The sequence below is a fragment of the Massilia sp. DD77 genome, from assembly GCF_036961685.1.
GTDB lineage: Bacteria > Pseudomonadota > Gammaproteobacteria > Burkholderiales > Burkholderiaceae_D > Telluria.
Genome location: NZ_JBAMDH010000026.1, coordinates 19048 through 44583, shown reverse-complemented (window position 1 = coordinate 44583; position 25536 = coordinate 19048). Strand labels below are relative to the sequence as shown.

At 65.2% G+C, this 25536-nt stretch carries 29 protein-coding genes; 10 read left to right on the top strand and 19 right to left on the bottom strand.

The features are described 5' to 3' along the window. Positions 1–2 precede the first annotated feature (2 nt). Both V7778_RS16580 and V7778_RS16575 read right to left on the bottom strand, forming a co-directional pair. A complete protein-coding gene (locus tag V7778_RS16580; RefSeq protein ID WP_335557256.1) occupies positions 3–689 on the bottom strand; it encodes a hypothetical protein in 687 nt (228 codons plus the stop codon). Between the two features lie 8 nt (positions 690–697). Continuing rightward, positions 698–1981: a tyrosine-type recombinase/integrase gene (locus V7778_RS16575; RefSeq protein WP_335557254.1), complete on the bottom strand. Its 1284-nt coding sequence runs from the start codon at positions 1979–1981 to the stop codon at positions 698–700. Positions 1982–2235: 254 nt separating this feature from the next. On the opposite strand from V7778_RS16575, the gene mutS reads away from it, so the two are divergent. Further along, positions 2236–4839, top strand: a complete 2604-nt coding sequence (gene mutS / locus V7778_RS16570; RefSeq protein ID WP_335557252.1) for a DNA mismatch repair protein MutS — start codon at positions 2236–2238, stop codon at positions 4837–4839. Further along, positions 4839–5813 carry a hypothetical protein gene (locus V7778_RS16565; RefSeq protein ID WP_335557251.1) on the top strand — a complete coding sequence of 325 codons (975 nt, stop codon included), beginning with the start codon at positions 4839–4841 and terminating at the stop codon, positions 5811–5813. Before mutS ends, V7778_RS16565 begins: the two co-directional genes overlap by 1 nt. A gap of 211 nt (positions 5814–6024) precedes the next feature. Here V7778_RS16565 and V7778_RS16560 read toward each other — a convergent pair whose 3' ends face one another. Beyond that, a complete protein-coding gene (locus tag V7778_RS16560) occupies positions 6025–6567 on the bottom strand; it encodes an FKBP-type peptidyl-prolyl cis-trans isomerase (RefSeq protein ID WP_335557249.1) in 543 nt (180 codons plus the stop codon). 78 nt (positions 6568–6645) lie between these two features. On the opposite strand from V7778_RS16560, the gene V7778_RS16555 reads away from it, so the two are divergent. From V7778_RS16555 to V7778_RS16545, 3 genes are all read left to right on the top strand, one after another. Continuing rightward, positions 6646–7767 (top strand): cupin domain-containing protein, encoded by a 1122-nt coding sequence (locus tag V7778_RS16555; RefSeq protein ID WP_335557247.1) that lies wholly within the window; start codon positions 6646–6648, stop codon positions 7765–7767. Between the two features lie 20 nt (positions 7768–7787). Beyond that, entirely contained in the window at positions 7788–8267 is a 480-nt protein-coding gene (locus V7778_RS16550) for a DUF7931 domain-containing protein (RefSeq protein ID WP_335557245.1), read from the top strand. A gap of 266 nt (positions 8268–8533) precedes the next feature. Further along, positions 8534–8809 (top strand): hypothetical protein, encoded by a 276-nt coding sequence (locus tag V7778_RS16545; protein WP_335557243.1) that lies wholly within the window; start codon positions 8534–8536, stop codon positions 8807–8809. A 240-nt stretch (positions 8810–9049) separates the two neighbouring features. Here V7778_RS16545 and bamC read toward each other — a convergent pair whose 3' ends face one another. The 9 genes from bamC to V7778_RS16500 form a co-directional block, all read right to left on the bottom strand. Then, positions 9050–10204 carry an outer membrane protein assembly factor BamC gene (gene bamC, locus V7778_RS16540; protein WP_335557241.1) on the bottom strand — a complete coding sequence of 385 codons (1155 nt, stop codon included), beginning with the start codon at positions 10202–10204 and terminating at the stop codon, positions 9050–9052. Positions 10205–10246: 42 nt separating this feature from the next. Further along, positions 10247–11131 (bottom strand): 4-hydroxy-tetrahydrodipicolinate synthase, encoded by an 885-nt coding sequence (gene dapA, locus V7778_RS16535; RefSeq protein WP_335557240.1) that lies wholly within the window; start codon positions 11129–11131, stop codon positions 10247–10249. Between the two features lie 54 nt (positions 11132–11185). Beyond that, entirely contained in the window at positions 11186–11776 is a 591-nt protein-coding gene (locus V7778_RS16530) for a class I SAM-dependent methyltransferase (RefSeq protein WP_335557238.1), read from the bottom strand. Further along, positions 11773–12975, bottom strand: a complete 1203-nt coding sequence (locus V7778_RS16525) for a tryptophan--tRNA ligase (RefSeq protein ID WP_335557236.1) — start codon at positions 12973–12975, stop codon at positions 11773–11775. Before V7778_RS16525 ends, V7778_RS16530 begins: the two co-directional genes overlap by 4 nt. A 3-nt stretch (positions 12976–12978) precedes the next feature. After that, positions 12979–13635: a site-2 protease family protein gene (locus tag V7778_RS16520; RefSeq protein ID WP_335557234.1), complete on the bottom strand. Its 657-nt coding sequence runs from the start codon at positions 13633–13635 to the stop codon at positions 12979–12981. A gap of 52 nt (positions 13636–13687) precedes the next feature. Then, on the bottom strand, positions 13688–14311 hold the full coding sequence (locus V7778_RS16515) for an L-threonylcarbamoyladenylate synthase (protein WP_335557232.1): 624 nt from the start codon (positions 14309–14311) through the stop codon (positions 13688–13690). Between the two features lie 20 nt (positions 14312–14331). After that, a complete protein-coding gene (gene htpX / locus V7778_RS16510; RefSeq protein ID WP_335557230.1) occupies positions 14332–15207 on the bottom strand; it encodes a protease HtpX in 876 nt (291 codons plus the stop codon). A gap of 87 nt (positions 15208–15294) precedes the next feature. Further along, a complete protein-coding gene (locus V7778_RS16505; RefSeq protein WP_335557228.1) occupies positions 15295–16413 on the bottom strand; it encodes an extracellular catalytic domain type 1 short-chain-length polyhydroxyalkanoate depolymerase in 1119 nt (372 codons plus the stop codon). Between the two features lie 10 nt (positions 16414–16423). Beyond that, the gene (locus V7778_RS16500; protein ID WP_335557226.1) at positions 16424–16840 is read right to left on the bottom strand and encodes a CopG family transcriptional regulator; all 417 of its coding nucleotides are present in this window, start codon (positions 16838–16840) and stop codon (positions 16424–16426) included. A gap of 142 nt (positions 16841–16982) precedes the next feature. On the opposite strand from V7778_RS16500, the gene V7778_RS16495 reads away from it, so the two are divergent. Continuing rightward, positions 16983–18239, top strand: coding sequence for a cation:proton antiporter (locus V7778_RS16495; protein ID WP_335557225.1), 1257 nt, complete (start codon positions 16983–16985; stop codon positions 18237–18239). A 70-nt stretch (positions 18240–18309) separates the two neighbouring features. Here the strand turns inward: V7778_RS16495 and V7778_RS16490 are convergent, their stop codons facing one another. The 5 genes from V7778_RS16490 to V7778_RS16470 all read right to left on the bottom strand — a co-directional run bounded on the left by V7778_RS16490 (position 18310) and on the right by V7778_RS16470 (position 22052). Then, positions 18310–18519, bottom strand: a complete 210-nt coding sequence (locus V7778_RS16490; protein ID WP_211518821.1) for a cold-shock protein — start codon at positions 18517–18519, stop codon at positions 18310–18312. Between the two features lie 240 nt (positions 18520–18759). Then, on the bottom strand, positions 18760–19593 hold the full coding sequence (locus tag V7778_RS16485; protein ID WP_335557223.1) for a 3',5'-nucleoside bisphosphate phosphatase: 834 nt from the start codon (positions 19591–19593) through the stop codon (positions 18760–18762). A gap of 67 nt (positions 19594–19660) precedes the next feature. Further along, the gene (locus V7778_RS16480; protein WP_442920731.1) at positions 19661–20221 is read right to left on the bottom strand and encodes a FlgO family outer membrane protein; all 561 of its coding nucleotides are present in this window, start codon (positions 20219–20221) and stop codon (positions 19661–19663) included. Between the two features lie 8 nt (positions 20222–20229). Continuing rightward, the gene (locus V7778_RS16475) at positions 20230–20901 is read right to left on the bottom strand and encodes a hypothetical protein (RefSeq protein WP_335557218.1); all 672 of its coding nucleotides are present in this window, start codon (positions 20899–20901) and stop codon (positions 20230–20232) included. A gap of 263 nt (positions 20902–21164) precedes the next feature. Continuing rightward, positions 21165–22052: an alpha/beta fold hydrolase gene (locus V7778_RS16470; RefSeq protein WP_335557216.1), complete on the bottom strand. Its 888-nt coding sequence runs from the start codon at positions 22050–22052 to the stop codon at positions 21165–21167. 147 nt (positions 22053–22199) lie between these two features. Here V7778_RS16470 and V7778_RS16465 point away from each other — a divergent pair, with 147 nt between their 5' ends. The 4 genes from V7778_RS16465 to V7778_RS16450 all read left to right on the top strand — a co-directional run bounded on the left by V7778_RS16465 (position 22200) and on the right by V7778_RS16450 (position 24794). Continuing rightward, entirely contained in the window at positions 22200–22724 is a 525-nt protein-coding gene (locus tag V7778_RS16465) for a gamma carbonic anhydrase family protein (protein ID WP_335557214.1), read from the top strand. Positions 22725–22726: 2 nt separating this feature from the next. Continuing rightward, entirely contained in the window at positions 22727–23683 is a 957-nt protein-coding gene (gene hslO / locus V7778_RS16460) for an Hsp33 family molecular chaperone HslO (RefSeq protein ID WP_335557212.1), read from the top strand. Positions 23684–23694: 11 nt separating this feature from the next. Continuing rightward, positions 23695–24126, top strand: a complete 432-nt coding sequence (locus tag V7778_RS16455; protein ID WP_335557210.1) for an acyl-CoA thioesterase — start codon at positions 23695–23697, stop codon at positions 24124–24126. A gap of 161 nt (positions 24127–24287) precedes the next feature. Next, the gene (locus V7778_RS16450; RefSeq protein WP_335557209.1) at positions 24288–24794 is read left to right on the top strand and encodes a Dps family protein; all 507 of its coding nucleotides are present in this window, start codon (positions 24288–24290) and stop codon (positions 24792–24794) included. 59 nt (positions 24795–24853) lie between these two features. Here the strand turns inward: V7778_RS16450 and V7778_RS16445 are convergent, their stop codons facing one another. Both V7778_RS16445 and ftsB read right to left on the bottom strand, forming a co-directional pair. Then, positions 24854–25141 carry a hypothetical protein gene (locus tag V7778_RS16445; protein WP_335557207.1) on the bottom strand — a complete coding sequence of 96 codons (288 nt, stop codon included), beginning with the start codon at positions 25139–25141 and terminating at the stop codon, positions 24854–24856. A 17-nt stretch (positions 25142–25158) separates the two neighbouring features. Further along, positions 25159–25506, bottom strand: a complete 348-nt coding sequence (ftsB, locus tag V7778_RS16440) for a cell division protein FtsB (RefSeq protein WP_335557206.1) — start codon at positions 25504–25506, stop codon at positions 25159–25161. Positions 25507–25536 lie beyond the last annotated feature (30 nt).

Genomic DNA, 25536 nt, shown 5'->3' with positions numbered 1-25536 from the left:
ACCTACGGAAAGACCGTAGAGTCCTTCTCTATGGTTAGGGCTCCAGCGACATTGATAGCTCGTGCGTGCTCTCTGTGGCCCAAGCGTAAGTTCCAATAGATGCCGTCGTGCATGTTCGGATCCGGCTGGATATGCGAAAGGTACAGCATCATTACCACCTGATCTGTCCGGACTCCCCTTGTGGCCCGGTGCTGAAGCATCTTCTGAAATTCCTTGCGACCTCGAGCAGATTTATTCGTCTCAACATCCTCGGGGAACATGATCGCTCGATCAAGAAGTTCTATGAAGAGCACATGGCAGAAGTTAAACCAGTTTTCGAAGATATCGAAAACCGCGGTATCAATACCATTCGCTTTAGAAAGTTGGATCAGCTCGGCATGCAGTGCCCCTACACTCAGCGCGCGGGATACTTCTTCGACCATCGAACCATCGTGGCCGCAGAGGTGGCTAACCACAACTGCATCTGCGGCTTGCAAAACCGCGTAGCCTCCCGAATTTTTATCTAGTCCGGAATGCACAATCCAGTCGCAGTACAGCTTTAAGGTGGGATAGGTGCGAGCTAAATCTCCTTTCTCAAGGATTAATCTAGCCAGCCGCAAGATTTCGATGAACTCTGAATGGCGAACACTACCCTCCTTTTTCAGTGACTCAACATGACGTGCAAGCCTTGCCGCCGGATCGTAATTCATAAATTTCCCTACTTCCCTAGCTGCTCAAGTCGATCGGCCAGTTTAACAAGCCACTCTCTTCGCTCTCTATCATAGCGATGACGATTGTACACATTAGATCCCGTGTCAGGCGGGAGGTGGCCGATCAGCACTTCGCCGACTGGATCGGGGCACCCCATCGCGGCTAACAACGTTCGACACGATCGACGCAAGTCATGTGGCCCCCAACGTGTTACTGGTAGGCGTGGTCGCTGCTGGTCAGGACGCGTTTCCGAATAAGGCATGTGCGTCCACACTGCCACGCCAAGCGCTTTCTGCTCCACGTGGCCACTCCTCCCTCGCGACGGGAATAGATAGCCTTGGTCGGCCACGCCCAAGCGCCGACGCACAATCGCTTCTGCACGCCCGACCAGCGGCACACGGTGATCCTCTGCGCGTTCCCGCTGTCGGTTCTTTGTCTCCGCCTTCGGGATCGTCCACCATAGCCCATCCTTTTCCTCAGTGATGTCCTTGGCATGCATCGACGTAATCTCCGCCCCACGCAGCAGCGTCCAGAGATATAGCGTGAGCGCATCATCAACCGTACGGGAAAAGTTGGGCAGCCAGCGAATGAGCTGCCCTAACTCCCCATCACTCAGGACACGTTTGGCAGTCCCGATGCGCTCCCCCTGAAGGATGCGTCCCCGACTGCGCAGCTTCCCTCGCATGAGCAGGCGCCACCAGTTCGGCACGTTCTCATCAAGGCGGCCCGCATCGAGCGCATGATCCCAGGCCGCACCTAACTCCCTGCGAAGGTTAGAAGCCAACACCGGAGTGTCGATCATTCCCTGCAGCAGATCGAACGCCTGCGCGCGTGTCAGCTTCGACGGGTCCAGATCGGCCAGCTCCCCCAGGTGGACATTGAACAATCGGCGAACCTCTTTCGCGCCCTTCTCCTGCCGCCGCGGGTCGACGTGCTCATCTAAGTACTGGTCGCAGATTCGCCGTATGGTGACCTTCTTCGATGCCGCTTCACGTTGCGCTTCGCGCTCGGCCTGCTCAGCTTGGCGTGCAGCACGCCGCTGATCAGAGGGATCTTCACCGCTAGAGCGTATGTCTCGTAGTTTTTCCCATGCGACCACTGCGGAGTGGTACGACATCGCTGGCCAAGTACCGATTTTCACTTGGCGCATCCGACTATCAACTGGGCTCTTGTAGCGGTAAGTCCACGATCGCGTTGATGCGGTGGCCTCTAATCGGAGTCCAGGACAGTCGGAAATGGTAAAGTGTTGGCCGGGCTGGAGGAGCTTGGCGGCCTTGGCATCGAATTGCATCTTCTCTCTTGGCGTAGTTTTGGCGTAGCTTTTTAGGGCATTTGCCACATGCCGAGAATTGTAGCGTAACGCACCGGCGAGCGGACCATAAAAGTTACGCTAAATCATGGAGTGCTGCGGTACGTTATGGAGTGTCGAGACCAAAGCCGAGCTGCCAGGCGCGCGCCTAGATATCCTTATAGAACATGGACTTAGCAGAACAAATGCCGCTAGATCAACGAGTTGCAGAACACGGCAATAACAAACACACCCCAATGATGCAGCAGTACCTGCGCATCAAGGCCGACTACCCGACCATGCTGGTGTTCTACCGCATGGGCGATTTCTACGAACTGTTTTTCGAGGATGCCGAAAAGGCGTCCCGCGTGCTCGGCATCACCCTGACCGCGCGCGGCGCCTCGGGCGGCAATCCGATCAAGATGGCGGGCGTGCCCTTCCACTCGCTGGACGGTTACCTGGCCAAGCTGGTCAAGTTGGGCGAATCCTGCGCGATCTGCGAGCAGATCGGCGACCCGGCCCTGAGCAAGGGCCCGGTGGAGCGCAAGGTGGTGCGCGTGGTCACGCCCGGCACCCTGACCGATTCCGACCTGCTGCCCGAAAAGGCCGAACGTCCGCTGCTGGCCCTCTACCTGTTCAAGGAGCGCAAGACCGTCACCGCCGGCCTGGCCTGGCTGTCGCTGGCCAGCGGCGCGCTGCGCCTGATGGAATTCTCCGGCGAGCAGCGTACCGTCGAGCAGCGCCTGGCGCATGAGCTGGAGCGCATCGCGCCGGCCGAGATCCTGCGCGCCGACGGCGCCGAACTGTTCGACGAGGCGCCGGGCGTGCCGCAGTTTACCCATACTCAGCGCGTGCCGGAGTGGCACTTCGACGTGGTCAAGGGCCACCAAGCCCTGCTCGAGCAGCTGGGCGTCGCCACCCTCACCGGCTTCGGCGCGGACGGCCTGGGCGCCGCCTTCGGCGCGGCCGGCGCGCTGCTGCGCTATGCGCTGTCGACCCAGGGCCGCGGCCTGCAGCACGTGCGCAGCCTCACCTGCGAACAGGAAAATGAATATATCGGCCTGGACGCCGCAACCCGCCGCAACCTGGAGCTGACCGAGACCATCCGCGGCCAGGAGTCGCCGACCCTGTTCTCGCTGCTCGACGGCTGCCGCACCGCGATGGGCTCGCGCCTGCTGCGCCACTGGCTGCACCATGCACGCCGCGACCAGAACGTCGCCCGTGCGCGCCACCAGTCGCTCGAGGCCCTGCTCCAGGCGGATGCCTGCGGCGGCTTGTCCGCCACCCTGGCCCAGGTGCCGGACATCGAACGCATCACCACGCGCATCGCGCTGCTGTCGGCGCGCCCGCGCGACCTGGCCAGCCTGCGCGACGGCCTGCAGCAGCTGCCGGCCTTGCGCCAGCAGGTGGCGCGCTGCTTCATCCCCGGCGACTCCTGCCTGCTGCGCGAAATCCACGACGACCTCGCCACGCCCGAGGCCTGCCTCGACCTGGTGATGCGCGCGATCATGGAAGAACCCGCGGCGATGGTGCGCGACGGCGGCGTGTTCGCACGCGGCTTCGACGCCGAGCTGGACGAGCTGCGCGCCCTTTCCGAAAACGCCGGCCAGTTCCTGGTCGACCTCGAGACCCGCGAACGCGCCCGCACCGGCATCGCCAACCTGCGCGTCGAGTACAACAAGGTGCATGGCTTCTACATCGAGGTCACCAACGGCCAGGCCGACAAGGTGCCGGACGACTACCGCCGCCGCCAGACCCTGAAGAACTGCGAACGCTACATCACCCCGGAACTCAAGGCCTTCGAGGACAAGGCCTTGTCGGCCCAGGACCGCGCGCTGGCGCGCGAGAAGCTGCTGTACGACCAGCTTCTGAACGACCTGGCCCCGCACATCGGCTGCCTGCAGACCATCGCGCGCGGCCTGGCCCAGATCGACACGCTGGTGGCCCTGGCCAGCCACGCGCTGCGCAACAACTGGTGCGCGCCGCAGCTGGTGAGCGAGCCTTGCCTGAGCATCGTGGAAGGCCGCCACCCGGTGGTGGAGAACCAGATCGAGCGCTTCATCGCCAACGACTGCCGCCTGTCGAACGACCGCCGCCTGCTGCTGATCACCGGCCCGAACATGGGCGGTAAATCGACCTTCATGCGCCAGGTGGCCCTGATCACCCTGCTCGCCTACGTCGGCAGCTACGTGCCGGCGACCAGTGCGGCCATTGGCCCGATCGACCGCATCTTCACCCGCATCGGCGCCAGCGACGACCTGGCCAACGGCCGCTCCACCTTCATGGTGGAGATGACCGAATCGGCCGCCATCCTCAACGGCGCCACCGAGCATTCGCTGGTGCTGATGGACGAAGTCGGCCGCGGCACCTCGACCTTCGACGGCCTGGCCCTGGCCTGGGCCATCGCCCGCCACCTGATCGAATCGAGCCGCAGCTTTACCCTGTTCGCGACCCACTACTTCGAGCTGACCCAGCTGCCCGAGACCCACCCGAGCGCGGTCAACGTGCACCTGTCGGCGGTGGAGCACAAGGACAGCATCGTGTTCCTGCACGCGGTGCAGGAAGGCCCGGCCTCGCAAAGCTACGGATTGCAGGTGGCCCAGCTGGCGGGCGTGCCGCCCGCCGTGATCAAGGCCGCGCGCAAGCACCTGGCGCGCCTCGAGGCGCAGGCGCTGGACACCACGCCCCAGCTCGACCTGTTCGCGGCGCCAAGCGAAGAGCTTGATGAAGCGGCGCCGTCCGCACATGAAGCCCCGCTCGACGACGGCCTGCGCGATGCGCTGGCCGCCATCGATCCGGATGCGCTGACCCCGCGCGAAGCGCTCGAACGCCTCTACGAGCTCAAGCGCCTCGCCGCCTGATGCCGATACCGCGCCCGTCCGTCCTTCTCTCTTCCGTGCTCGCCGCGCTGCTGCTCGCAGCGCCGGCGGCCGCGCGCGACAAGAAAGACCCGAAGGACGAGACGGCGCACGAATTCGCCTTCGTCGGCAACAGCGCGGCCAAGCTGGCCGGGGACGAGGGCGAAGACCGCCTCAAGCGGGCACTGAAGGAGACCTCGGAGAAGTCGCTGGACTTCGTGGTCCTCACCGGCATCAAGGGCGACAAGGAAAGCTGCGGCGACCGCCTGTATCAAAAGCGGCGCGACCTGGTCGACGGCGCGCGGCGTCCAGTGATCGTCTCACTGGCCGGCAGCGACTGGACCGGCTGCCGCAACTCGGCTGGGCGCACCAATGCGATCGAACGCCTGAACCGGCTACGCGAACTGCTCTACGGCGAGCCTACCTCGCTGGGCGAGGACAAGCTGCCCGTTTCGCGCCTGTCCACCAGCCCGCGTTTTCGCAGCTATGCGGAGAACGCGCACTGGCAGGTCGGCAAGGTGGTGTACGCCACCATCAACCTCCCCGCCGGCAACAACCACTTCCTGCCGGCGGCGGGCCGCAACAGCGAATACGAAGACCGCATGGTGGCCAACCGCTTCTGGCTGAACCGCCTGTTCGCCATCGCGCGCAACGACAAGGCGGAGGCGCTGGTGCTGTTCGCCGAGGGCGACGCCAGGCCGCTGCTGCAGGAAGAAGCCAAGGGCTTGCGCGGCCTGCTGCGCCGCGAGCCGGCGGTGCAGGACGGGTTCGCCGAGACGCGGCGCCAGATCCAGGCGCGGGCGGGCAAGTTCAAGGGCAAGGTGCTGCTGGTCGACAGCGGCGCGCTCAAGGGCAAGCAGCCGGTGATCGAATGGCGGGGGAATCTGGGGCAGCTTTCGGTCGGGGAGAAGGCTGTGGAGGTGGAGGTGTCGTCGAAGGACGGCGCGGTGTTCAGTGTGGGTGACGCGAAGCGGTAGTCGTTGAGGCTCGCGGCTGCTCAAGCAAACTTGGGTCCCCGCCTTCGCGGGGATGACGTTTGCAGGGCGCGGCCCCAAGCTTACGTTTGCTTTTCGCCACCTACCCCAAAACCGTCATCCCCGCACAGGCGGGGACCCAAGTTCGTACCTAGCAGTTAGCGCGAATCGCAGCCGTCCCTCTGAACGGGACAAGCCACGACGCACCCAAGCATCACTGCAGCGGCTGGCTGCGGAAGTGATCGCCCTCTTCGCTGTCTTCCATTTCTTCATGGCCGTGATGATGGCCATGCGGGCCATGCACGTGGCCGTGCTGCACTTCTTCCGCGGTCGCCGCGCGCACGTCGACCACCGACAGGTCGAAACGCAAGGCCATGCCGGCCAGCGGGTGGTTGCCGTCCAGGACGACCTTGTCCTCGGCGATCTCGGTCACGGTGAAGATGGTCGGTTCTTCGTCGGCGCCTTCGGCCATGCCTTCGAACTGCATGCCGACTTCGATCGGCTCCGGCAGGCGGTTGCGCTCTTCGACTTTCACCAGCGCGGGATCATAGTCGCCAAATGCGTCTTCCGGTTCCACCTGGATCGTGGACGAATAGCCCGCTTCCTTGCCGTCGAGCTCTTCTTCGATCTTCGGCAGGGTATTTTCATAGCCGCCGTGCAGGTAGACCATCGGCTGCGAACCTTCTTCGATCAGGTTGTTTTGCGCGTCCGACAGTTTGTAGTTCACCGTCACGACCGTATCCTTGGCAATCTTCATCGCACATCCTTTCGTTGTAAGGTGCGGATTATACCCCTGGACGCGGATACCGCCCCGCTCCGATGGTTATAATGGCGCATGAAAAAATTACAGCTTCTTGGGGATATTACTCCCGCTCAGTTCTTGCGCGATTACTGGCACAAGAAACCCCTCCTGATCCGCCAGGCCATTCCTGGTTTCAAGCCTTTGCTCAAGTTCGACAGGCTGGCCGAACTGGCCCGCCTGAACCATGTCGAGTCGCGCCTGGTCACCCAGCGCGGCGGCCAGTGGGACATGCAGCACGGTCCGCTGGCCGAGCTGCCGGACCGCGGCGAAGCCGGCTGGACCATGCTGGTCCAGGGCGCCAATCTCTACGACGAGCGCGCCGACGAACTGCTGCGCCAGTTCCGCTTCGTGCCGGATGCGCGCCTGGACGACCTGATGATCAGCTACGCCAGCGACGGCGGCGGCGTCGGTCCCCACTTCGACTCCTATGACGTGTTCCTGCTCCAGGCCCAGGGCAAGCGCCGCTGGCGCATCGGCGCCCAGCAAGACCTGAGCCTGGTCGAAGGCCTGCCGCTCAAGATCCTCGCGAACTTCGAACCGGAAGAAGAATTCGTGCTGGAGCCGGGCGACATGCTCTACCTGCCGCCGCACTACGCCCATGACGGCGTGGCCGAGGGCGAATGCATGACCTATTCGATCGGTTTCCGCTCGCCGTCGTTCCAGGAACTGGGCGAAGCCTTCCTGCAGTTCATGGCAGACTCGATCGACCTGCCCGGCCGCTATGCCGACCCCGGGCTGCAGCCGGCCAAGAACCCGGCCGAGATCCCGCGCGAGATGCTGTCCAGCATCACCGAGGAACTCAACAAGGTGCGCTGGGACGAGGAAGACGTGACCATCTTCCTGGGCGAGCACATGTCCGAGCCCAAGCACAACGTGTTCTTCACCGGCCCGGCCAAGCCGCTGGTCGTGGGCCGCTTCATGGAAGCGGCGGCCAAGCGGGGCGTGAAACTCTCGAGCAAGACCCTGATGCTCTACCGTGGCAAGCACGTCTTCATCAACGGCGAGTCCTTCGCCGTCGGCCGCGCCGACAAGGCGGTGCTGGACGTGCTGGCCAACGAGCGCCGCCTGAGCGGCGCGCAGGTCGAAGGCGCCACCGACGACGTGCTGGACGCCCTGTACACCTGGTACCAGGACGGCTGGCTCGAACTCGGCTAAGCAGCCAGACGAGGAAGACCATGGACGAAGCGCTCACTGTCCGTTTCGACACCCGCCGCGAGTGCGAGGCGCAGTTCCGCGCCTGCCTGGCGGCGTCGAGCACGCTGCTGGAGCTGTTCGATCCGGATTTCGACGTTTTTCCCCTGGGCGCGCCGGACGTGGACGCCGCCCTGCGCGCCTTCCTGGCGGACGGCGGCCGGCTGCGCCTGGCGCTGCACGATCCTTCCCGCATCGAGCGCCACTATCCGCGCTTCCTGCGCCTGCTGCGCGACTACGGCCACCTGTGCGAATGCCGCCAGACCCGGCGCGGCCTGCGCACGCTGACGGATTCCTTCTGTATCGGGGACGGCAGGCACGTGGTGCGGCGCTTCCATAGCGACCACCTGCGCGGTGAAGCGGTCTTCCATTCGGAGGAGGCCTGCGATGTGCCGGAGCACCGGTTCGCGGCGATTTGGGAGGAATCCCAGGTTGTGCTGCAGCCGACGACGACCGGTCTGTAGATCAGAAAATTGCTTAAAAAACAGCGATTTCGGCTGCGGTTGCATCTTGTAACAATATGAAGCTTAACTCTTCATAAAATACTTTCACTGCAGCATGAGTTCGCTATTGCGATTCAGTAAATTTGGCTATAATATCAGGTCAGGAAGGTTCCGTTGCCTATATGGCAGTATTGCTATTTTTGAAGCACGAGAATTCCGCCGAGCAATAATTACCGGTAATTATTATTCGCAACAAGCAGTACTACTTTTAGAAATTAAGGAAAATCATGAAAAAATCCCTGCTGATCGTTTCCCTGATGGCTGTTGCTCTGGCTGCTTGCAGCAAGAAAGAAGAAGCACCTGCAACCCCAGCAACCACCGAAGCTCCTGTCGCTGCTCCGGCTGACACCGCTGCTGCTCCGGCCGCTCCGGTTGCTGACGCTACCGTTGCTCCGGCTGCTGACGCTGCCGCTGCTGCTTCGCAAGCTGCTTCGGCCGCTGCTGACTCGGCTGCTGCCGCTTCGGCTGCTGCTTCGACCGCTGCTGAAGCCGCCAAGCAGTAATCAGAATTTTTCTGATTCAGGAACCGGCCTGCGGGCCGGTTTTTTTTCGTCTGTACCTTGTGTGACTCTTCGCTGGCCGTTGAACTTGGATCCCGGCCTTCGCCGGGATGACGGCTCAACGACCAGTGGCAAGCCCATGCACGTCGTTCCGGCGAAGGCCGGAACCCAGGTTCACGGGTACCGCCAAAGCATAAAAAAACCGGCCCATCAGGCCGGTTTTTCATTCGATGACGAAGCCGATTACTTCAGCTCGTCATTCAGCAGCTTCAGGATCCTGGCCGCCGTCGGCGACGTATCCGGCTTGCCGTCATTGCTCTGCACCGTCACTTCGCTCACGCTGGCGCCCTGCGCGGCCTTGACCAGCACGCGGTAGCGCTGCGCTTCCTTGGCCTTCTCGTCGTCGCCGAAGGTGAACAGGCGCTTGAAGAAGCCTTCCTTGCTGGTCGCTTCCGGATCGACGTAGCGCACGAAGTAGATGCCCTGCACGCGGTCGCGGTCTTCGACGGTGAAGCCGACGCGGTCCAGCGCCAGGCCGACACGGCGCCATGCGCGGTCGAAGCCCTCGTCCACTTCCACCTTGTCGCCCACCAGCTTGGCGTGCTGCGGCTGCAGCGGCGCGTTGGCGACGGTCGTCTCGGCGGTCTTGACGTCCTTGGTGCCGGTCAGGTGGGCCACCATGCGGCCCAGGAACTGCGATTCCAGGCCCGGGTCGTTCGGACGCACGGTCCAGACCGTGGTTTCCTTCTGGGCGCCGGTCAGCACTTCCTCGGCGCCGCGGTGGCTCACGTAGATCTCGGTCGAGCCGTCCGGCAGGCGCTCCAGGCGGGTGCGGAACTTGTCGCGCTCGCCGGTCGAATAGGCGCGGTCGAACACCTTGCCGATGGCATTGCGCAGGAAGTCCTGCGGGATCTTCGAACGGTTCTCGACCCAGTTGGTTTCCATGGTGCCGGTCGTGGCCGACTCGGACTCGATGGCGAAGCCGTTGTCTTCCCAGAACTGGCGCAGTTGCGGCCACAGCTGTTCCGGGGTCTGCTTGACCACCAGCCAGCGCTGGTCGCCGGCGCGCTCGATGCGCACGGCGTCGCTCGAGACCGGGCCGACGGCTTCGGTCGAGCCGGCCACCGGGGCCGCCATCTGCTGGCCGCGCGACTGCTGGAAGCCGGAGGCGGTGGCGACGCCTTTGGCGTCCGGAACGGCGTAGCGGTTGTCACGCTGCAGCTGGGTCAGGTCCGGCGGCACTTCGAGCGCCGCGGCCTTCTTGGCACCCCGGTAATCCACCTTGTCCGATTCGAACACGGTGGTGCAGGCTGCCAGGCTGAGTGCGAGCGCGGTGAGCGTCAGCGCGCGGCCGGCGGCGGGAGCGGAAACCAGGGTCGTTTTCTTGCGAATAGTCATGTCGTTCGATGTCAGATACTAGGAACCCGAATCCTTGCGGATTCAGGACTGTGGATGGACGCCTGCGGCCACCAGGGCGGCGCGCACGGTCTCGTGGTATTGCGCGGACAGCGGCGCGAGCGGCAGGCGCAGGCCGGCCGGCATCTTGCCCATCTCGGCCAGCGCCCACTTCACCGGCACCGGGTTCGGTTCGATGAACAGCTTGCCGTGCAGGTCCAGCACGCGGTTGTTGATCTCGATGGCGCGCGCGATATCGCCGGCCATGGCGGCCTTGCACAGTTCGTGCATGGCGCGCGGGGCGACGTTGGCGGTCACCGAGATGTTGCCGGCGCCGCCGCAGAACAGCAGGGCCATGGCGGTGGCGTCGTCGCCGGAATAGACGCCGAAGGATTTGTCGACCATGCGCAGCAGTTCGATGCCGCGGCCGATGTTGCCGGTGGCGTCCTTGACGCCGACGATATTGTCCACCTGCGCCAGGCGCGCGATGGTCTCGTTGGCCATGTCGGCCACGGTGCGGCCCGGCACGTTGTACAGGATGATCGGGAGGTCGACGGCTTCCGCGATGGTGCGGAAGTGGCGGTACATGCCCTCTTGCGTCGGACGGTTATAGTAGGGCACGACCTGCAGCGAGGCGTCGGCGCCCACTTCCTTGGCGTGGCGCGTCAGCGCGATCGCTTCGACGGTCGAATTGCCGCCGGTGCCGGCGATGACCGGGATGCGGCCGGCGACGTGGTCGACCGCCAGCTTCACCAGTTCGCAGTGCTCTTCCGGAGAAACGGTCGCCGATTCGCCCGTCGTGCCGACGATGACGATGGCGTCGGTGCCTTCCGCGATGTGCCAGTCGAGCAGTTTGCGCAGGGAGTCGCGGTCAAGACTGCCGTCTTCGAACATCGGGGTGACGATTGCTACGATGCTGCCCTTAATCATAATCTTTGGACCGTGCGGGTAAATAAAAGTCTGATTGTAGCGGATCGCCCGCCGTCATGGTTCATTCCTGACCACAATATGGTCGAGCCTCGCCTCGGATTTCCCGAATGCCCGGCCCGCCGCGCACAGGCGCTGCACCTGGGCGGGATGCGGCGTCTCGACGTGGCCGTCCTCATAGGCCAGCACCTGCAGGCCGCCATCCGCCGCCAGCGCCAGCAGCTCTCCGGGCGCCAGCAGGAAATCCGGGTTCGAAGGCTTGCCGTAGACCTGGTTCCCCTGCGCGAAGGTTTCGTAGATCAGGATACCGTCCGGGCGCAGGCTCGCGGCGAGCTGCGCGAACAAGGGGCGGTACAGGTAATTGGTGACCACGATGGCGGCGAAGCGCCCCGCCTCGAAGGGCCAGGGCGAACCGTCCTCGAGGTCATACGCCATGGTCGTGACCCCGGGGCCGGCCGCCGCGGCCAGCGCCTCGGGCTTGCGGTCCAGCGCCAGCACCGGATGGCCGAGCGCCGCCAGCAGGCGGGTGTGGCGCCCCGTGCCGCAGGCCAGGTCCAGCACGTCGCCCTCGGGAACGATGGGCGCGAAGCGCGCCACCCATGGCGAAGCCGCCAGGTTCATCATGTTGATTGGCGAGTTCGTGTTCATGTATAGGCGATCCCCATCGCTTCGCGCACGTCGCGCATCGTTTCCTGGGCCAGGCGGCGCGCCTTGTCGCAGCCGTCGGCCACGATCGCGCGCACCAAAGTAGGATCGTCCAGGTAAGGCTGGGCGCGTTCGTGCATCGGTTCCTGTTCCGCCAGCACGCCGTCGATGACGGGCTGCTTGCACTCGATGCAGCCGATGCCGGCGCTGGTGCAGCCCTTCACCACCCAGTCGCGGGTGGCGCTGTCCGAATACACCTCGTGCAGCTGCCACACCGGGCAGCGGGCCGGATCTCCGGCATCCGTGCGGCGCACGCGCGCCGGGTCGGTCGGCATGGTGCGGATCTTCCTGACCACGCTGTCGCGCTCCTCGCGCAGCGCGATCGCGTTGCCGTAGCTCTTGGACATCTTGCGGCCGTCCAGCCCCGGCAGCCGCGAGGACTGCGTCAGCAGGGCCTGCGGCTCGGCCAGGATGATGCGGCGGCTGCCTTCGAGGTAGCCGAACAGGCGCTCGCGGTCGATATGCGACAGGCTGCCCGCATCGTCCAGCATGGCGCGCGCCTGCGCGAGGGCGTCGACCTCCCCTTCCTGGTGGTAGGCGGTGCGCAGTTCCAGGTACAGCCTGGCGCGCTTGCTGCCCAGCTTCCTGACGGCCGCAATGGCCTTCTCTTCGAAGCCCTTTTCCTTGCCGTAGATGTGATTGAAGCGGCGCGCGAGCTCGCGCATCATCTCGACGTGCGGCAGCTGGTCCTCGCCCACCGGCACGGTGCTGGCGCGGTAGATCAGGACGTCGGCCGCCTGCAGCAGCGGGTAGCCGAGGAAGCCGTAGGTGGCCAGATCCTTGTGCGCCAGGTTGTCGATCTGGTCCTTGTAAGAAGGAACCCGCTCGAGCCAGCCGAGCGGCGTGGCCATCGACAGCAGCAGGTGCAGTTCGGCGTGCTCGGGCACTTTGGACTGGATGAAGATGGTCGCCTGCGACGGGTCGATGCCGGCGGCGAGCCAGTCGACCACCATGTCCCAGGTGCTGCGCTCGACGATGCCGGGATCGTCGTAGTGCGTGGTCAGCGCGTGCCAGTCGGCGACGAAGAACAGGCAGGGATGCTCCGCCTGCACCCGGATCCAGTTCTTCAGTGCCCCGTGGTAGTGCCCCAGGTGCAGCGCGCCGGTCGGGCGCATGCCGGAGACGACGCGGTCGGGGTACATGGCTTAGCCGAGGAACATGGTCAGCGGCGTGACCAGCAGCCGGATCACGAAATTGGCGATGGCCATCAGCGGCCCCACCCAGTAGGCCAGGGCCCCGAAATACAGCAGCCCGAGCACGATGAAGAAGCCATACGGCTCGATGCGTGCGAACTTGTAGGCCAGGTGATGCGGCAGCATGCTGGTCAGGATGCGGCCGCCGTCCAGCGGCGGAATCGGCACCAGGTTGAAGGCGAACATGAGCAGGTTGACGAAGACACCGGCCTTCGCCACCTCGCGCGGAAACGCCTCTCCTACCTGGAACAGCACCAGCAGGACGCTGAGCAGCAGCCACAGGAAAGCCATCACGAAGTTGGCCGCGGGACCGGCCAGCGCCACCCAGGCCATCTGCTTCTTGGGATTGCGCAGGCGGCCGAACTCGACCGGCACCGGCTTGGCGTAGCCGAAGACGAAAGGCGTCGTCAGGTACAGGACGATGGGAAGAATAATCGTTCCGAACACGTCGATGTGCACCAGGGGGTTGAGGCTCATGCGCCCCTGTGCATAGGCGGTGTTGTCGCCGAAGTACTTGGCGGCGTAGGCGTGGGCGGCTTCGTGCAGGGTAATCGCAAAAAGAACGGGCAGTGCATAGACTGCGATGTTACGTATTAGTTCAGCATCCATGGGGGGATTCTAACAGAGCGGCCGCCGGGCGGCCGGTGGGAGGAAGACGGCTTCAGAGGCCGAAGACGGACGGGTCGCCCCTGCCCTCGCGCACCAGTTCGGGCGAGGGGCCGGTGAGATCGACCACGGTGGTCGGCTCCAGCGTACCGGCGCCGCCGTCGATCACCAGCTCGATCTGCTTGTCCAGGCGCTCGCGCACCTCTTCCGGATCGGACAGCATGTGATCGTCGCCCGGCAGCTGCAGGGTGGTGCCGATCAGCGGTTCGCCCAGTTCCTCGAGCAGCGCCAGGGTGATGCGGTTTTCGGGCACGCGCAGGCCGATGGTCTTGCGCGAGGGGTGGGACAGGCGGCGCGGCAGCTCGCGCGTGGCTTCCAGGATCACCGTATAGGGCCCGGGCATGGTGGCCTTCAGCAGCCGGTACTGGGTGTTGTCGACGCGCGCATAGAGCGCGATCTCGGACAGGTCGCGCGCCAGCAGGGTCAGGTGGTGCTTCTCGTCGACGCCGCGGATGCGGCGCAGCTTTTCCACGGCCGCCTTGTCGTCCAGGCGGCAGACCAGCGCATAGGCCGAATCGGTGGGAATGGCAATGATGCCGCCCGCGCCGACGATTTGCGCCGCCTGCTTGATCAGGCGCGCTTGCGGGTTCTCGGGATGGATCTGGAAGTATTGGCTCATCAGGATTCAAGTGTAGCGGATCAGCGCAGCGACTGGAGCGCGGCAATGCGCTGCTCCATCGGCGGGTGGGTCGAGAACAGGGCGCCCCAGCCGCCGCCGCTGCCGGAAATGCCGGAAGCGGCCATCGACTGCGGCAGCGCGCCCGGCGCCAGGCCGCCGAGGCGGGCCAGCGCATGCTGCATCGGCACCGGGCTGCCCAGCAGCTTGGCCGAGCCGGCGTCGGCGCGGAACTCGCGCTTGCGCGAGAACCAGGCGACGATGATCGAGGCCAGGATGCCGAAGGCGATCTCGCAGACGAACACGGTGACCATGTAGCCGATGCCGGGACGCTCACCTTCGCTGCGCAGCAGGATCTTGTCGACGAAGTAGCCGACCACGCGCGCCAGGAAGACCACGAAGGTATTCACGACGCCCTGGATCAGGGTCAGCGTGACCATGTCGCCGTTGGCGATGTGGGCCACCTCGTGGCCGAGTACCGCTTCGACCTCCTCGCGGTCCATCCCCTGCAGCAGGCCGGTGGAGACAGCCACCAGGGCGGAATTCTTGAAGGCGCCGGTGGCGAAGGCGTTCGGTTCGCCCTCGTAGACGGCGACTTCCGGCATGCCGATGCCGGTGCGCTCGGACAGGCGGCGCACGGTATCGACCAGCCACATTTCGGTCGAGTTGGCCGGTTGGTCGATGACGCGCGCGCCGGTCGACCACTTGGCCATGGGTTTGCTCAGCAGGAGCGAAATGAAAGAACCGGTGAAGCCCACCACCAGCGAGAACATGGCCAGCGCGCCGACGTCGATGCCCTGCCCCGTCACGGCCCGGCCCACACCGAGCAGGTTCAGCACGAGCGACACCACCAGCACCACGGCGAGGTTGGTGGCAAGGAAGAGGACGATGCGTTTCATGGGCCGGTCTCCTGGCAGCGTGGATGACAGGCTGCCAAGATTGGGCTGCATTACGGAAAAATCAAGGGCCTGGCGGCAGCGCTGAGCTCATCCGTGCTGGGCCAGGAAGAAACGCAGCATTTCGGCGGACGCGGACGGTCCCGCGGCATCGGTGTGCGAGCCGGCCGGGTTGCCGCCGGACCAGGCGTGGCCGGCGCCGTGCAGCTGCCAGTGTTCCACCACGGAGCGGCCCGCGCCGTCGCGCCAGGTGTGACGGGTGCAGCGGCGTCCCGCATGGTCGTGTGCCTCGGTGTGCTGTTGCAGCTCGACGCCGTGCGGCTTCAGGAACTGGGCCAGCACGGCCTCGCCGTTGCCGGGATTGACCAGGTGGTCGGCGTCGCCGTGGAACACGATGGCCGGCACGCCCTGGCGCAGCTTGCGGCCCTTGCCCGGTTCGCGCATCGCCTTGAGCCCCGACATCATGTCCTTCGCGCTTCCGGCCGGCAAGCCGGAGTGGATGCCGACCGCCGCGTACAGCTCGGGATAATCGGCGCCGAGGATGGCCGCCATCGCGCCGCCGGCCGAGAGCCCGGCCGCATATACGCGCGCAGGATCGCCCCCATGCTCGCCGATCACCTGGCGGGTCATGCCGGCCAGGATGGCGGGTTCGCCGCGCTCCCGGCCCTGGTGGGCCGGCTCGAACCAGTTCCAGCAGCCGTTGTGGTTCGCGCCCTTGTCCTGCTCCGGGTAGAGCACCAGGCAGCCATGCTCCTCGGCCAGCGCATTCATGGCGGTGCCGGTGGCGAAGTCGTCGGGGTTCTGCGTGCAGCCGTGCAGCATCACGACCAGGGGACGCGGCCCCTGCGCCGGCCGCGCCGGGATGTAGAGCTTGTAGCGGCGGGCGCCCGCGGCGCAGCTGAAGCTGCCGCCGACGAAGCGTCCCGGCGCCTGCGCGTCCGTATGTGCGCGATGGCGGGAGGGGTGCGGTGCATGTACTGCGCCGCGGCCATGCCTGCGGCTGGTGCCGGCATGCCAGCCGGGCACCTGGTTCAGGTCGACGAAGGGCGCCGCCGGCGCCATGGGCGCCTGGGGCAGGCCTCCCTGCGGCAGCAGGCCGGATTCGGCCAGCGCCTTCTGGATCAATGCCGTGGCTGCCGACGCGTCCTGCGTCTGCGCGAGCCGGGCCGACTCCACCATCTGGGAGATAAAGCGGTCTAGTGGTTTCATGCCTGTCCTTCTAAGTATGGATGCGGTCCGCCAGGGCTTCCCTGGCGGCGGGGGGCGCCACGAAGGCGCCAAGTACCTGGACCGAGGCGATGGCCGCGCGCGCCAGTTCGGCGTCGACGTCGTCCTCGATCACGGCCAGTCCCAGCACCTGGATGTCCAGTTGCTGGCCACTGGCCACGACCTGCTCGAGCTCGCGGCGCGAATAGCGGTGCATGCCCATCACATAGCGCTTGCGCACGATGGTTTGCCGGATGGTTTCCGCATGCACCTGCAGCAGGTTGCGGATTGCGGTGCGCACGAAATCGGTGCGGTTCGAATAAAACCCTTCGTCGACCAGCAAGTCGAGCTGGGCCAGGTCGACCAGGCCGACATTGACGGTGACCTTGTCGCTGTCGGGCAGTTTTTGTTGCGATGCTACGAGCTTCATGTCTCACTCCTTTAATCTATACTCCAGATGGAGTATATGCGGAGTATTTCAAGCGATATTTTTGAGATTTCGCCCGTGCGTCCTTCGGAAGCGATGACGCGTACCATGGAGATCCGCATCGCCGAGCCCCGGCAGGAGTCCCATGGAGATCGCCCACTGGTTTGTCCTGATCGGCAGCCTGATGCTCGCGCGCGGCCTGTGGGGCTCCACCATCGCCCACTTGCCCTTCACCTCCGCCAGCATCTACTTGCTGATCGGCATCGTGCTCGGCCCGGCGGTACTGGGCGTGTTCGCCTTCGATCCCTTGCGCGAAGCGGTCCTGCTCGAGAGCCTGACCGAAATCGCGATCCTGATTTCGCTGTTCTCGGCCGGGGTCAAGCTGCCGGTGCCCTTCAGCTTGCGGCGCTGGACCGTGTCGCTGCGCCTGGCGGTGCTGGCGATGGGCATGTCGGTGGCCCTGTGCGCGGTGTTCGCCACCGCCATCCTCGGGATGTCGCTCGGGGCGGGCATCCTGCTCGGCGCCATCCTGGCGCCGACCGATCCGGTGCTCGCCACCGACGTGCAGCTGCGCCATGCGGGCGACAAGGATCCCTTGCGCTTCGCCCTGACCTGCGAAGCCGGCATGAACGACGGCACCGCCTTCCCTTTCGTGGTCCTGGGTCTGCTCCTGATCGGCGCGGACGCGCCCGACCTGGCGCGCTGGCTGTGGCGCGACGCCCTGCTGGCCAGCCTGAGCGGGGTCGGCATCGGCCTGCTGTGCGGGGCCGGGATGGCAGGCTGCAGTTATCTGATCCGGCGCCACCACCCCAGCCACCAGCTGCTCGACGACCTGCTTGGGCTGGGACTCATCGCCCTGGCCTATGGCATCGCCCTGCTGGCCGGCGGCTGGGGCTTCCTGGCCGTGTTCTTCGCCGGCGTGGCCCTGCGCCAGACCGAATGGCGGCTGACCGAAGCGCCGCCGGACGGGCATGGCCTGGTGCACGGCGACGCCGGCGCCAGCGGCCAGGCCACGGTCAGCCAGGGCAGCCTGGTGTTCAAGGAGCACCTCGAGCGCCTGTCCGAGCTGGGGCTGGTACTGCTGCTGGGCGGCGCGATGACGCCGGCCCTGTTCTCGCTCCAGGCCTGGCTGACGGCGGCCTTCCTGATCTTCGTCGCGCGTCCGCTCAGCGTCATGCTGAGCCTCGCGGGCTCGAGGACCGGCGCGCGCGAGACCGCCATCGTCGCCTGGTTCGGCGTGCGCGGGATCGGGTCGATCTACTACCTGATGTACGCCATCAACCACGGCGTGCCCTCGGCGCTGGCGCGCGAGCTCGTCACGATCACGCTGGCCGTGATCATCCTGTCGATCGTCGTGCACGGCACCAGCGTCAAGGCCATGCTCGACCGCTACTGGGACTGAAAACGAAAAAACCCGCCGAAGCGGGCTTCTAGTCGTCCGGACGCTGGACGCATCCGGCGGCGCCTGGATCTTAGATCGGGCGGATATTGCTGGCCTTCTCGCCCTTCGGGCTGGCGGCGCGTTCGAAGGACACGCGCTGGTTTTCGGACAGGCTCTTGAAGCCTTGTGCCTGGATGTCCTGGAAGTGGGCGAACAGGTCGCCACCGCCGGCGTCAGGCGTGATGAAGCCGAAGCCCTTGGAATCGTTGAACCATTTGACGGTGCCGGTTTGAGTAGTCATGTTGAAGTATACCTTGAGTGAATTGGGCAAAATGCCGGAATGCACGTCCAAGCAAGCGGGTACGAAGAAGAGAATCAAACAGGACTGCCCAAGGGCAAGACGGGAAAGAGACCAACGAAGACGACTTGATGTAGTGCCCGATTGAAGATACAGGACCCGCGGCGTTTCACCTAATTATTTCGGATTTATTTTCGGCGCGGTGCAAAACTGTGCGGAACTTGCCGGACACACACATGGGGCTCAGGCCCAGTCGTGCCAGACCGGCGTCAGCCCGGCCGGCAGCGGCGGCAGCTCGGCGAATTCGATCCGCGACTCGCCGGGCGCGTGGAAATCGGTGCCGCGCGAGGCCAGGAAGCCGTAGCGCCGCGCCAGCTCGGCGTAGGTCCCGTACTGGTCGGGCGTATGGCTGCCGGTCACCACCTCGATGGCATTGCCGCCCAGCTGGCGGAACTCGTCGAACAGCACGCCCTGCGCCGTATCGCTGAACTTGTAGCGCCCCGGGTGGGCGATCACGGGAATGCCGCCGGCGCCGCGGATCCAGCCCACCGCGTCTTCCAGCGAGGCCCAGCGGTGCGGCACATAGCCCGGCTTGCCTTCGGTGAGGTAGCGCCGGAACACCTCCGGGGTCGAGCCGCATACGCCGATCTCGACCAGGTAGCGTGCGAAATGCGTGCGCGAGATCAGGTCCGGATTGCCGACGTAGTTGAGGGCGCCCTCGTAGGCGCCGGAAATACCGGCTTGCTCGAGCTGGGCGGAAATCTCGCGGGCGCGGGCTTCGCGGCCATTGCGGGTCGCGGCCAGGCCGTCGACCAGGGCGCGGTTGTCCTCGTCGATCTGCAGACCGACGATGTGCACGGTCTCGTTGGCCCAGGTCACCGAGATCTCGACGCCCGCCACGAACCGCATGCCCAGGTCGCGCGCGGCATTGCGCGCCGCCTTGATCCCGCCCACTTCGTCATGGTCGGTCAGGGCCCAGACGTCGACGCCGCTCTTGCGCGCATAGGCCGCCACGGCGGCCGGTGCGAGCACACCGTCGGAGACATTGGAATGGCAGTGGAGATCGACTTTCAACATGGGCCGGCAAACGGATGATGCGTTCTAAAGCAAAGCATTGTACGCGCTTTGCCGGCGCTCGTCGGCGTCAATAGGACTGCAGCATGGAGCGGACGGTACCCTCTTTCGCGAGCACGTAATCGTGGCCGGCGAGGACCAGGTTGGTGGTCGGCTGGATCACCTTCATGTTGATGAAGATGGCGTCGCGCGTTTCGGCATACGAGCCGACCACGACCGCCTGGGCATTGTGGGTGCTGGCCACTTCGCCGATCTCGCGCGTGAGCATCAGTTCGCCCTGGTTGCGCTTGAGATAGACGCTGTTGCGCAGCTTCATCTCGAGCATCTTCATGCCGCCCTGGGCGAGGCGGGTCGAGACCTGCTCGGACACCAGGCGGCCCAGCATCGAGGTCTGCTCGAGGGCGTCGATGTTGACCACGGTGGCCATGATGAGGGGTTTGTCGTCCGCCAGCTTGCCCTTGAGCTGGGCCGCCAGCGCGTCGGCCGCGCGGTAGTTGGCGGCCACGAAGGCATTGGCGGAGACGGAGGTGTAGTTGGTGTCTTCCTCAGTGCTGGCGCAGCCGCCCAGCATCAGCGGGAGGACCAACAAAGCAGTGCGAAAGACAGCGCAAATCGGTTTCGGCAGGCGCATGGCGGTTCTCAACGGTCGCGGACGACGAAGGTCTTGGTCGGCTGGAAGGCGGCGTCGTAGAGCGCGCGGTCCGCGTCGACCGTGTAATAGACCGAGGTGGTACGGGCATAGTAGCGCTGGTCGTCGGCCACCGACAGGGTCACGATGATTTCGGTCTTCGGCGTGGCGCCGGTGGCGAACTGCGAGCGGAACCAGCCATACGCGTCCTCGGTCGCGATGGCGGCGCTGGCCAGCCATTCGATCGTGTGGTCGATCCCGGTCAGCACCCAGGCGCCCGCCACCAGGGCGGTGCGCTCGCCGGCGAACTTGTATTGCGGGCGCTTGGCCGAGAAAGCCACCACTTGCGTGTCGAGCTCGACCTTGAGCACGCCCGGATCGGGTCGCTTGACGACGGTGTAGCCCTCGTTGACCAGCGCGGTGACGAGGTGGGTGGCGACGGCCTGGTTGAAGGTCGAGCCCTGCTGGGGCGCGACATAGAAGGCGCGGCGCGCATTGACCTTGAAGGTCGGGCCCATTTCCTTCGCCATGTGGCGGGCGATCACGCCCCAGTGCGCGGCTGCCTGGAGCTTGGCCTGCTGGGTGCTGGGGAAATTGGTGGCCACGGGGGCCGGGCTGTAAGGGACGGCGCACGCTGTCGTCAAGAGTGCACCGGCGAGCGCAAGGCCGGCTCGAATACCCATGGTCTATCCTGTTCAGTCTGAATTATTGCGCGTCCGGGATGCGCGCGGTCGGGGTGGACTGTAGCACAGGCGTTGCCGGTGGGCAATTTAGGGGTGGGGTGGATGCAACGGAGTTGACGGTGTTCGCGCAGAACTTAACCGGAACAAAGCCAGTGGGATTGTTCCGGCCTCCGCGGGGATGGCGGGATTTGGGCTAAAGGTGCACTCAAACAACGTCATCCCCGCGCAGGCGGGGACCCAAGCTTGCTGGAACGGCAACAACGTCAGCTTTCACCACCCACCAAGAACTCCTCCACCATCCCCGCCAGCATCTCCGGCTGATCGTGATGCAACATATGCCCCGCCTCCGGAATCATGCGCGCCTTCACCTCGCGCAAATGCCCCATGCGCCGGTCGATCTCCGCCCTCGCCTGTTCCTCGGGCCCCATCCAGCGCCACATGTCGGTCTCCTCCGCCTCGACCCACAGCACAGGCGCCGTGATCGCGCTCCAGCAGGCCATGATCTCCTCGACGTGGTACAGCAGCGGCCCATGCATCTTGTGCGCCGGATCGGCCAGGATGCGCCACTGCCCATCCTCGCCCTGCGCCGACCAGTGCCCGGCCAGGAAGGCCGCCCGCTCTTCGGAAAGGCGCGGATTGGTCTTGCGCAGGCGCCCCGCCACCTCGGCCAGGCTGGCGTAGCCGCGCATGCCGGGCGGGCTGCGCACTTCGTCCAGCCACTTCGCCACGCGCCCCGGATACTGGCCCGGCCGCGTGCCCGGCAGGCCGAAGCCTTCCAGATTGATCAGCTTGCCCACGCGCTGCGGGCGCACGCCGGCATAGATGCCGGCGATGTTGCCGCCCATGCTGTGGCCGAGCAGGTTCACCGCCTGGCCTGGCGCGTACTGGTCGAGGATGGCGTCGAGGTCGGCCACGTAGTCGGGGAACCAGTAGGTGTCCGAATGCGTCGCCTCGGTCAGGCCGAAGCCGCGCCAGTCCGGCGCGATCACATGCCAGTCGCCCTGCAGGCAATCGACCACGAACTGGAAGGAAGCGGACACGTCCATCCAGCCGTGCAGCATGAAGAGCTTGGGGGCGCCTTCGCGGCCCCAGTGGCGGACGTGAGTGCGCAGGCCGCGCACGCTGAGGAATTCGGATCGGGACGGTGTCATGCTGCCTCAAGAAATAGTACGGTCGTTCGCATTATTATATCGGGGAACGGTTGATTTCGCTTGCTCCGCCCCCATCTGCCGCCAGTCGGACGATGCGAAAGCGCAGGAGTTAAAATAGCGGTATTTCAACCCTCCGCGAGCACATCCATGGCGATTTACCAGCTGGGCGAGCATGCGCCCGAGATCGATGCGTCGGCTTTCGTGGCCGATTCGGCAACCCTGATCGGCAAGGTGACCCTCGAGGCGAACGCCTCGGTCTGGTTCGGCGCGACGATCCGCGGCGACAACGAGCGTATCACCATCGGCGAGAACAGCAATGTCCAGGAAGGCACGGTGATGCACACCGACATGGGGTACCCGCTCACGATCGGCAAGGACGTGACCATCGGCCACCAGGCGATGCTGCATGGCTGTACGGTGGGCGACGGCTCGCTGATCGGTATCCAGGCCGTGGTGCTGAACGGCGCGAAGATCGGCAAGGGTTGCCTGGTCGGCGCCGGCGCCCTGGTCACCGAAGGCAAGGAATTTCCGGACCACTCGCTGATCCTCGGTTCGCCCGCCAAGGTGGTGCGCACCCTCACGGAAGAAGACGTAACGCGCCTGCAGGGCAGCGCCGCCAGCTATGTGGCGCGCGGCCAGCTGTTCAAGGCGCAGCTCAAGAAAATCGGATAAAAATGACGACTCAAGACACCAGGGATACCCTGCAAAAATTCATCTTCGACAACGCCGCCGTGCGCGGCGAGCTGGTCGAGATTTCGGACACCTGGCGCGAGATCCAGGCGCGCCACGCCTATCCCAAGGCGGTGCGCACGGTGCTGGGCGAGATGGTCGCCGCGGCCTCCCTGCTGTCGGCCAACCTGAAGTTCAACGGTTCCATCGTCATGCAGGTGCATGGCGACGGCCCGGTGCGCCTGCTGGTGGTCGAATGCGACGCCCAGCTGCGCATGCGCGCCACCGCCAAGCTGGCCCCGGACGCCGAGGTGCCGGATGACGCCAGCCTGCAGGACCTGTTCAACGTGCACGGCAAGGGCCGCTTCGTGATCACCCTCGACCCGGTCGACAAGGTGCCGGGCCAGCAGCCCTACCAGGGCGTGGTGCCGCTCGACGGCGCCGACATGGCGACCGTGATCGAGAACTACATGCTGCGTTCGGAGCAGATGGACACCCACCTGTGGCTGGCGGCCGACGACAAGATCGCGCGCGGCCTGCTGCTGCAGAAGCTCCCGCGCCACAGCGGCGTGGAAGGCCAGACCAAGCAGGCCACCGAAGCGGAAGACCTGGAAACCTGGAACCGCGCCGTCATGCTGGGCCGCACCCTGAAGCGCGACGAGATGCTCACCACCGGCATCCAGACCCTGCTCCAGCGCCTGTTCTGGGAAGAGACGATCCGCGTGTTCGACCCGGCGCACCCGGAGTTCCACTGCAGCTGCAACCGCGACAAGGTCGGCAACATGCTCAAGATGCTGGGCAAGGAAGAAGTCGATTCCGCCCTGGCCGAACTGGGCGAGCTGGGCATCAACTGCGACTTCTGCGGCAAGCACTACTCCTTCGACAAGGTGGATTGCGCCCAGCTGTTCAGCACCGAAAGCCCGGTGCAGACCCTGATGCCGCCGAGCGGCCGCACCCACTGACAGGATTGCCGATGCGTGACACGCCCCGTAGCGCCTTCGCCCACGTCCTCGCCATGCCGACGCGCTGGATGGACAACGACAGCTACGGGCATGTCAACAACGTCAACTACTACAGCTTCTTCGACACGGCGGTCAACCGCTACCTGATCGAACAGGGCGTGCTCGACATCCACAAGGATACGGTGGTCGGGCTGGTGGTGGAAACGGGCTGCTCCTACTTCAGCTCGATCTCCTTCCCGGACACCGTGCACGCCGGGATCCGGGTAACGAAGCTGGGCAATTCCAGCGTGCGCTACGAGATCGCGCTGTATCGCAACGACGGCGAGACGCCGGCGGCTGCCGGGCACTTCGTGCACGTGTATGTGGACCGGGAGACGAATCGGCCGGTGCCGATTCCGCCGGCGACACGGGCTGTGCTCGAAGGCCTGGTGCGTCCGCAGTAGCCCCGCCCCCGACCCGTCATTCCCGCCACTGGCGGCAATGACGTGCCAAGGCTATCGACCAACAATTGGCCATCGGCCCGCTATTGAACCGGGATGCATCCCGGCAGGATCCCCACGCCAGTGCTAAGCTGTTAGTTCTTCGACATCAAGGAGGAAGCACGATGGACATCGATATCGGCATCAGCACCGACGACCGCGCGAAGATCGTGGAGTCGCTCTCGAAAGTGCTGGCGGACAGCTACATGCTCTACCTGAAGACGCACAACTTCCATTGGAACGTGACCGGGCCCATGTTCCAGACCCTGCACGTGATGTTCCAGGAACAGTACACCGAGCTGTGGAACGCGCTGGACGACATCGCCGAGCGCATCCGCGCCCTGGGCCACTATGCGCCCGGCACCTACAAGCGCTATGCGGAACTGTCGAGCATCACGGAGGAACCGAGCGTGCCGGATCCGCGCGAGATGATCCGCCAGCTGGTGGAAGGCCAGGAAATCCTGGTCCGCAGCCTGCGCGCCGGGGTCAAGATCGCGGACGAGATCGACGACTTCCCGACGGCGGACATGCTGACCACCCGCATGGAGGTGCATGAGAAGAATGCGTGGATGCTGCGCGCCTTCCTGGAACATGGGAAGGGGCATATGCAGGGGGATGCGTCGTCGCCGTGAGCGGAACGCGGCGGCTTGCGTGAGCCGCCGAAGCGTCCAAGCAGTCCAGGAGTAGAGCTTCAGTCAGCGCCGGTCCGGCCGCCCGACATATGCAGATCGACCACCTTCATGATCTCCAGCGTGAGATCGAGGTCGAACTCGCCGGACGCCAGCGCCGCCTGCAGCTGCTCGCGCGGCATGCCGACCGCCGCGGCCAGGCCCGGCAGGGCCGGCGCCTTGGACACCGCCAGCAGCGCGGAGGCGATCAGCTGGCCGTCGCCGTCTTCGAAGGCGTCCGCCAGGCAGTCGGCGATCGCGTCGAGCGAATCGAGCGCCGCGGGATCGATGGGAGTGTTTGGTGAAGTCATGAGCGGTTCCGACGCCTTCAGGGCTTCGGCTTGTCCTTGTCCTTCGGCTGGGGCGGAGGCGGCGGCACGGTCATCGAGACCGTGGGCTGCTCGTCCTTGCGCAGCACCTGCACGAAGATTTCGTTCTGCTTGATCATGCCCAGCTCGTAACGCGCCCGTTCCTCCACCGCGCCGGTACCCTCTTTGAGGTCGCGCACTTCGGATTCGAGCTTGCCGTTGCGGGCCTTGAGCTGTTCGGTCTTGAGGCGCACGGCCTCGACCTGTCCGCGCATGTCGGCCACGGACAGCCAGCCGCCCTTTCCGATCCAGAGCGGGTACTGGATCATCAGGAGCAGGGCGGCAAGGGCGATGGTAATCAGGCGCATGAACAGGTCAACTACGCAGGTCAACTGCGA

What these genes read in the sequence shown, in the direction of transcription:
- V7778_RS16580 (WP_335557256.1), bottom strand. Translation starts at nt 689, where the DNA reads ATGAATTACGATCCGGCGGCAAGGCTTGCACGTCATGTTGAGTCACTG.
- V7778_RS16575 (WP_335557254.1), bottom strand. Translation starts at nt 1,981, where the DNA reads ATGCAATTCGATGCCAAGGCCGCCAAGCTCCTCCAGCCCGGCCAACAC.
- mutS (WP_335557252.1), top strand. Translation starts at nt 2,236, where the DNA reads ATGATGCAGCAGTACCTGCGCATCAAGGCCGACTACCCGACCATGCTG.
- V7778_RS16565 (WP_335557251.1), top strand. Translation starts at nt 4,839, where the DNA reads ATGCCGATACCGCGCCCGTCCGTCCTTCTCTCTTCCGTGCTCGCCGCG.
- V7778_RS16560 (WP_335557249.1), bottom strand. Translation starts at nt 6,567, where the DNA reads ATGAAGATTGCCAAGGATACGGTCGTGACGGTGAACTACAAACTGTCG.
- V7778_RS16555 (WP_335557247.1), top strand. Translation starts at nt 6,646, where the DNA reads ATGAAAAAATTACAGCTTCTTGGGGATATTACTCCCGCTCAGTTCTTG.
- V7778_RS16550 (WP_335557245.1), top strand. Translation starts at nt 7,788, where the DNA reads ATGGACGAAGCGCTCACTGTCCGTTTCGACACCCGCCGCGAGTGCGAG.
- V7778_RS16545 (WP_335557243.1), top strand. Translation starts at nt 8,534, where the DNA reads ATGAAAAAATCCCTGCTGATCGTTTCCCTGATGGCTGTTGCTCTGGCT.
- bamC (WP_335557241.1), bottom strand. Translation starts at nt 10,204, where the DNA reads ATGACTATTCGCAAGAAAACGACCCTGGTTTCCGCTCCCGCCGCCGGC.
- dapA (WP_335557240.1), bottom strand. Translation starts at nt 11,131, where the DNA reads ATGATTAAGGGCAGCATCGTAGCAATCGTCACCCCGATGTTCGAAGAC.
- V7778_RS16530 (WP_335557238.1), bottom strand. Translation starts at nt 11,776, where the DNA reads ATGAACACGAACTCGCCAATCAACATGATGAACCTGGCGGCTTCGCCA.
- V7778_RS16525 (WP_335557236.1), bottom strand. Translation starts at nt 12,975, where the DNA reads ATGTACCCCGACCGCGTCGTCTCCGGCATGCGCCCGACCGGCGCGCTG.
- V7778_RS16520 (WP_335557234.1), bottom strand. Translation starts at nt 13,635, where the DNA reads ATGGATGCTGAACTAATACGTAACATCGCAGTCTATGCACTGCCCGTT.
- V7778_RS16515 (WP_335557232.1), bottom strand. Translation starts at nt 14,311, where the DNA reads ATGAGCCAATACTTCCAGATCCATCCCGAGAACCCGCAAGCGCGCCTG.
- htpX (WP_335557230.1), bottom strand. Translation starts at nt 15,207, where the DNA reads ATGAAACGCATCGTCCTCTTCCTTGCCACCAACCTCGCCGTGGTGCTG.
- V7778_RS16505 (WP_335557228.1), bottom strand. Translation starts at nt 16,413, where the DNA reads ATGAAACCACTAGACCGCTTTATCTCCCAGATGGTGGAGTCGGCCCGG.
- V7778_RS16500 (WP_335557226.1), bottom strand. Translation starts at nt 16,840, where the DNA reads ATGAAGCTCGTAGCATCGCAACAAAAACTGCCCGACAGCGACAAGGTC.
- V7778_RS16495 (WP_335557225.1), top strand. Translation starts at nt 16,983, where the DNA reads ATGGAGATCGCCCACTGGTTTGTCCTGATCGGCAGCCTGATGCTCGCG.
- V7778_RS16490 (WP_211518821.1), bottom strand. Translation starts at nt 18,519, where the DNA reads ATGACTACTCAAACCGGCACCGTCAAATGGTTCAACGATTCCAAGGGC.
- V7778_RS16485 (WP_335557223.1), bottom strand. Translation starts at nt 19,593, where the DNA reads ATGTTGAAAGTCGATCTCCACTGCCATTCCAATGTCTCCGACGGTGTG.
- V7778_RS16480 (WP_442920731.1), bottom strand. Translation starts at nt 20,221, where the DNA reads ATGCGCCTGCCGAAACCGATTTGCGCTGTCTTTCGCACTGCTTTGTTG.
- V7778_RS16475 (WP_335557218.1), bottom strand. Translation starts at nt 20,901, where the DNA reads ATGGGTATTCGAGCCGGCCTTGCGCTCGCCGGTGCACTCTTGACGACA.
- V7778_RS16470 (WP_335557216.1), bottom strand. Translation starts at nt 22,052, where the DNA reads ATGACACCGTCCCGATCCGAATTCCTCAGCGTGCGCGGCCTGCGCACT.
- V7778_RS16465 (WP_335557214.1), top strand. Translation starts at nt 22,200, where the DNA reads ATGGCGATTTACCAGCTGGGCGAGCATGCGCCCGAGATCGATGCGTCG.
- hslO (WP_335557212.1), top strand. Translation starts at nt 22,727, where the DNA reads ATGACGACTCAAGACACCAGGGATACCCTGCAAAAATTCATCTTCGAC.
- V7778_RS16455 (WP_335557210.1), top strand. Translation starts at nt 23,695, where the DNA reads ATGCGTGACACGCCCCGTAGCGCCTTCGCCCACGTCCTCGCCATGCCG.
- V7778_RS16450 (WP_335557209.1), top strand. Translation starts at nt 24,288, where the DNA reads ATGGACATCGATATCGGCATCAGCACCGACGACCGCGCGAAGATCGTG.
- V7778_RS16445 (WP_335557207.1), bottom strand. Translation starts at nt 25,141, where the DNA reads ATGACTTCACCAAACACTCCCATCGATCCCGCGGCGCTCGATTCGCTC.
- ftsB (WP_335557206.1), bottom strand. Translation starts at nt 25,506, where the DNA reads ATGCGCCTGATTACCATCGCCCTTGCCGCCCTGCTCCTGATGATCCAG.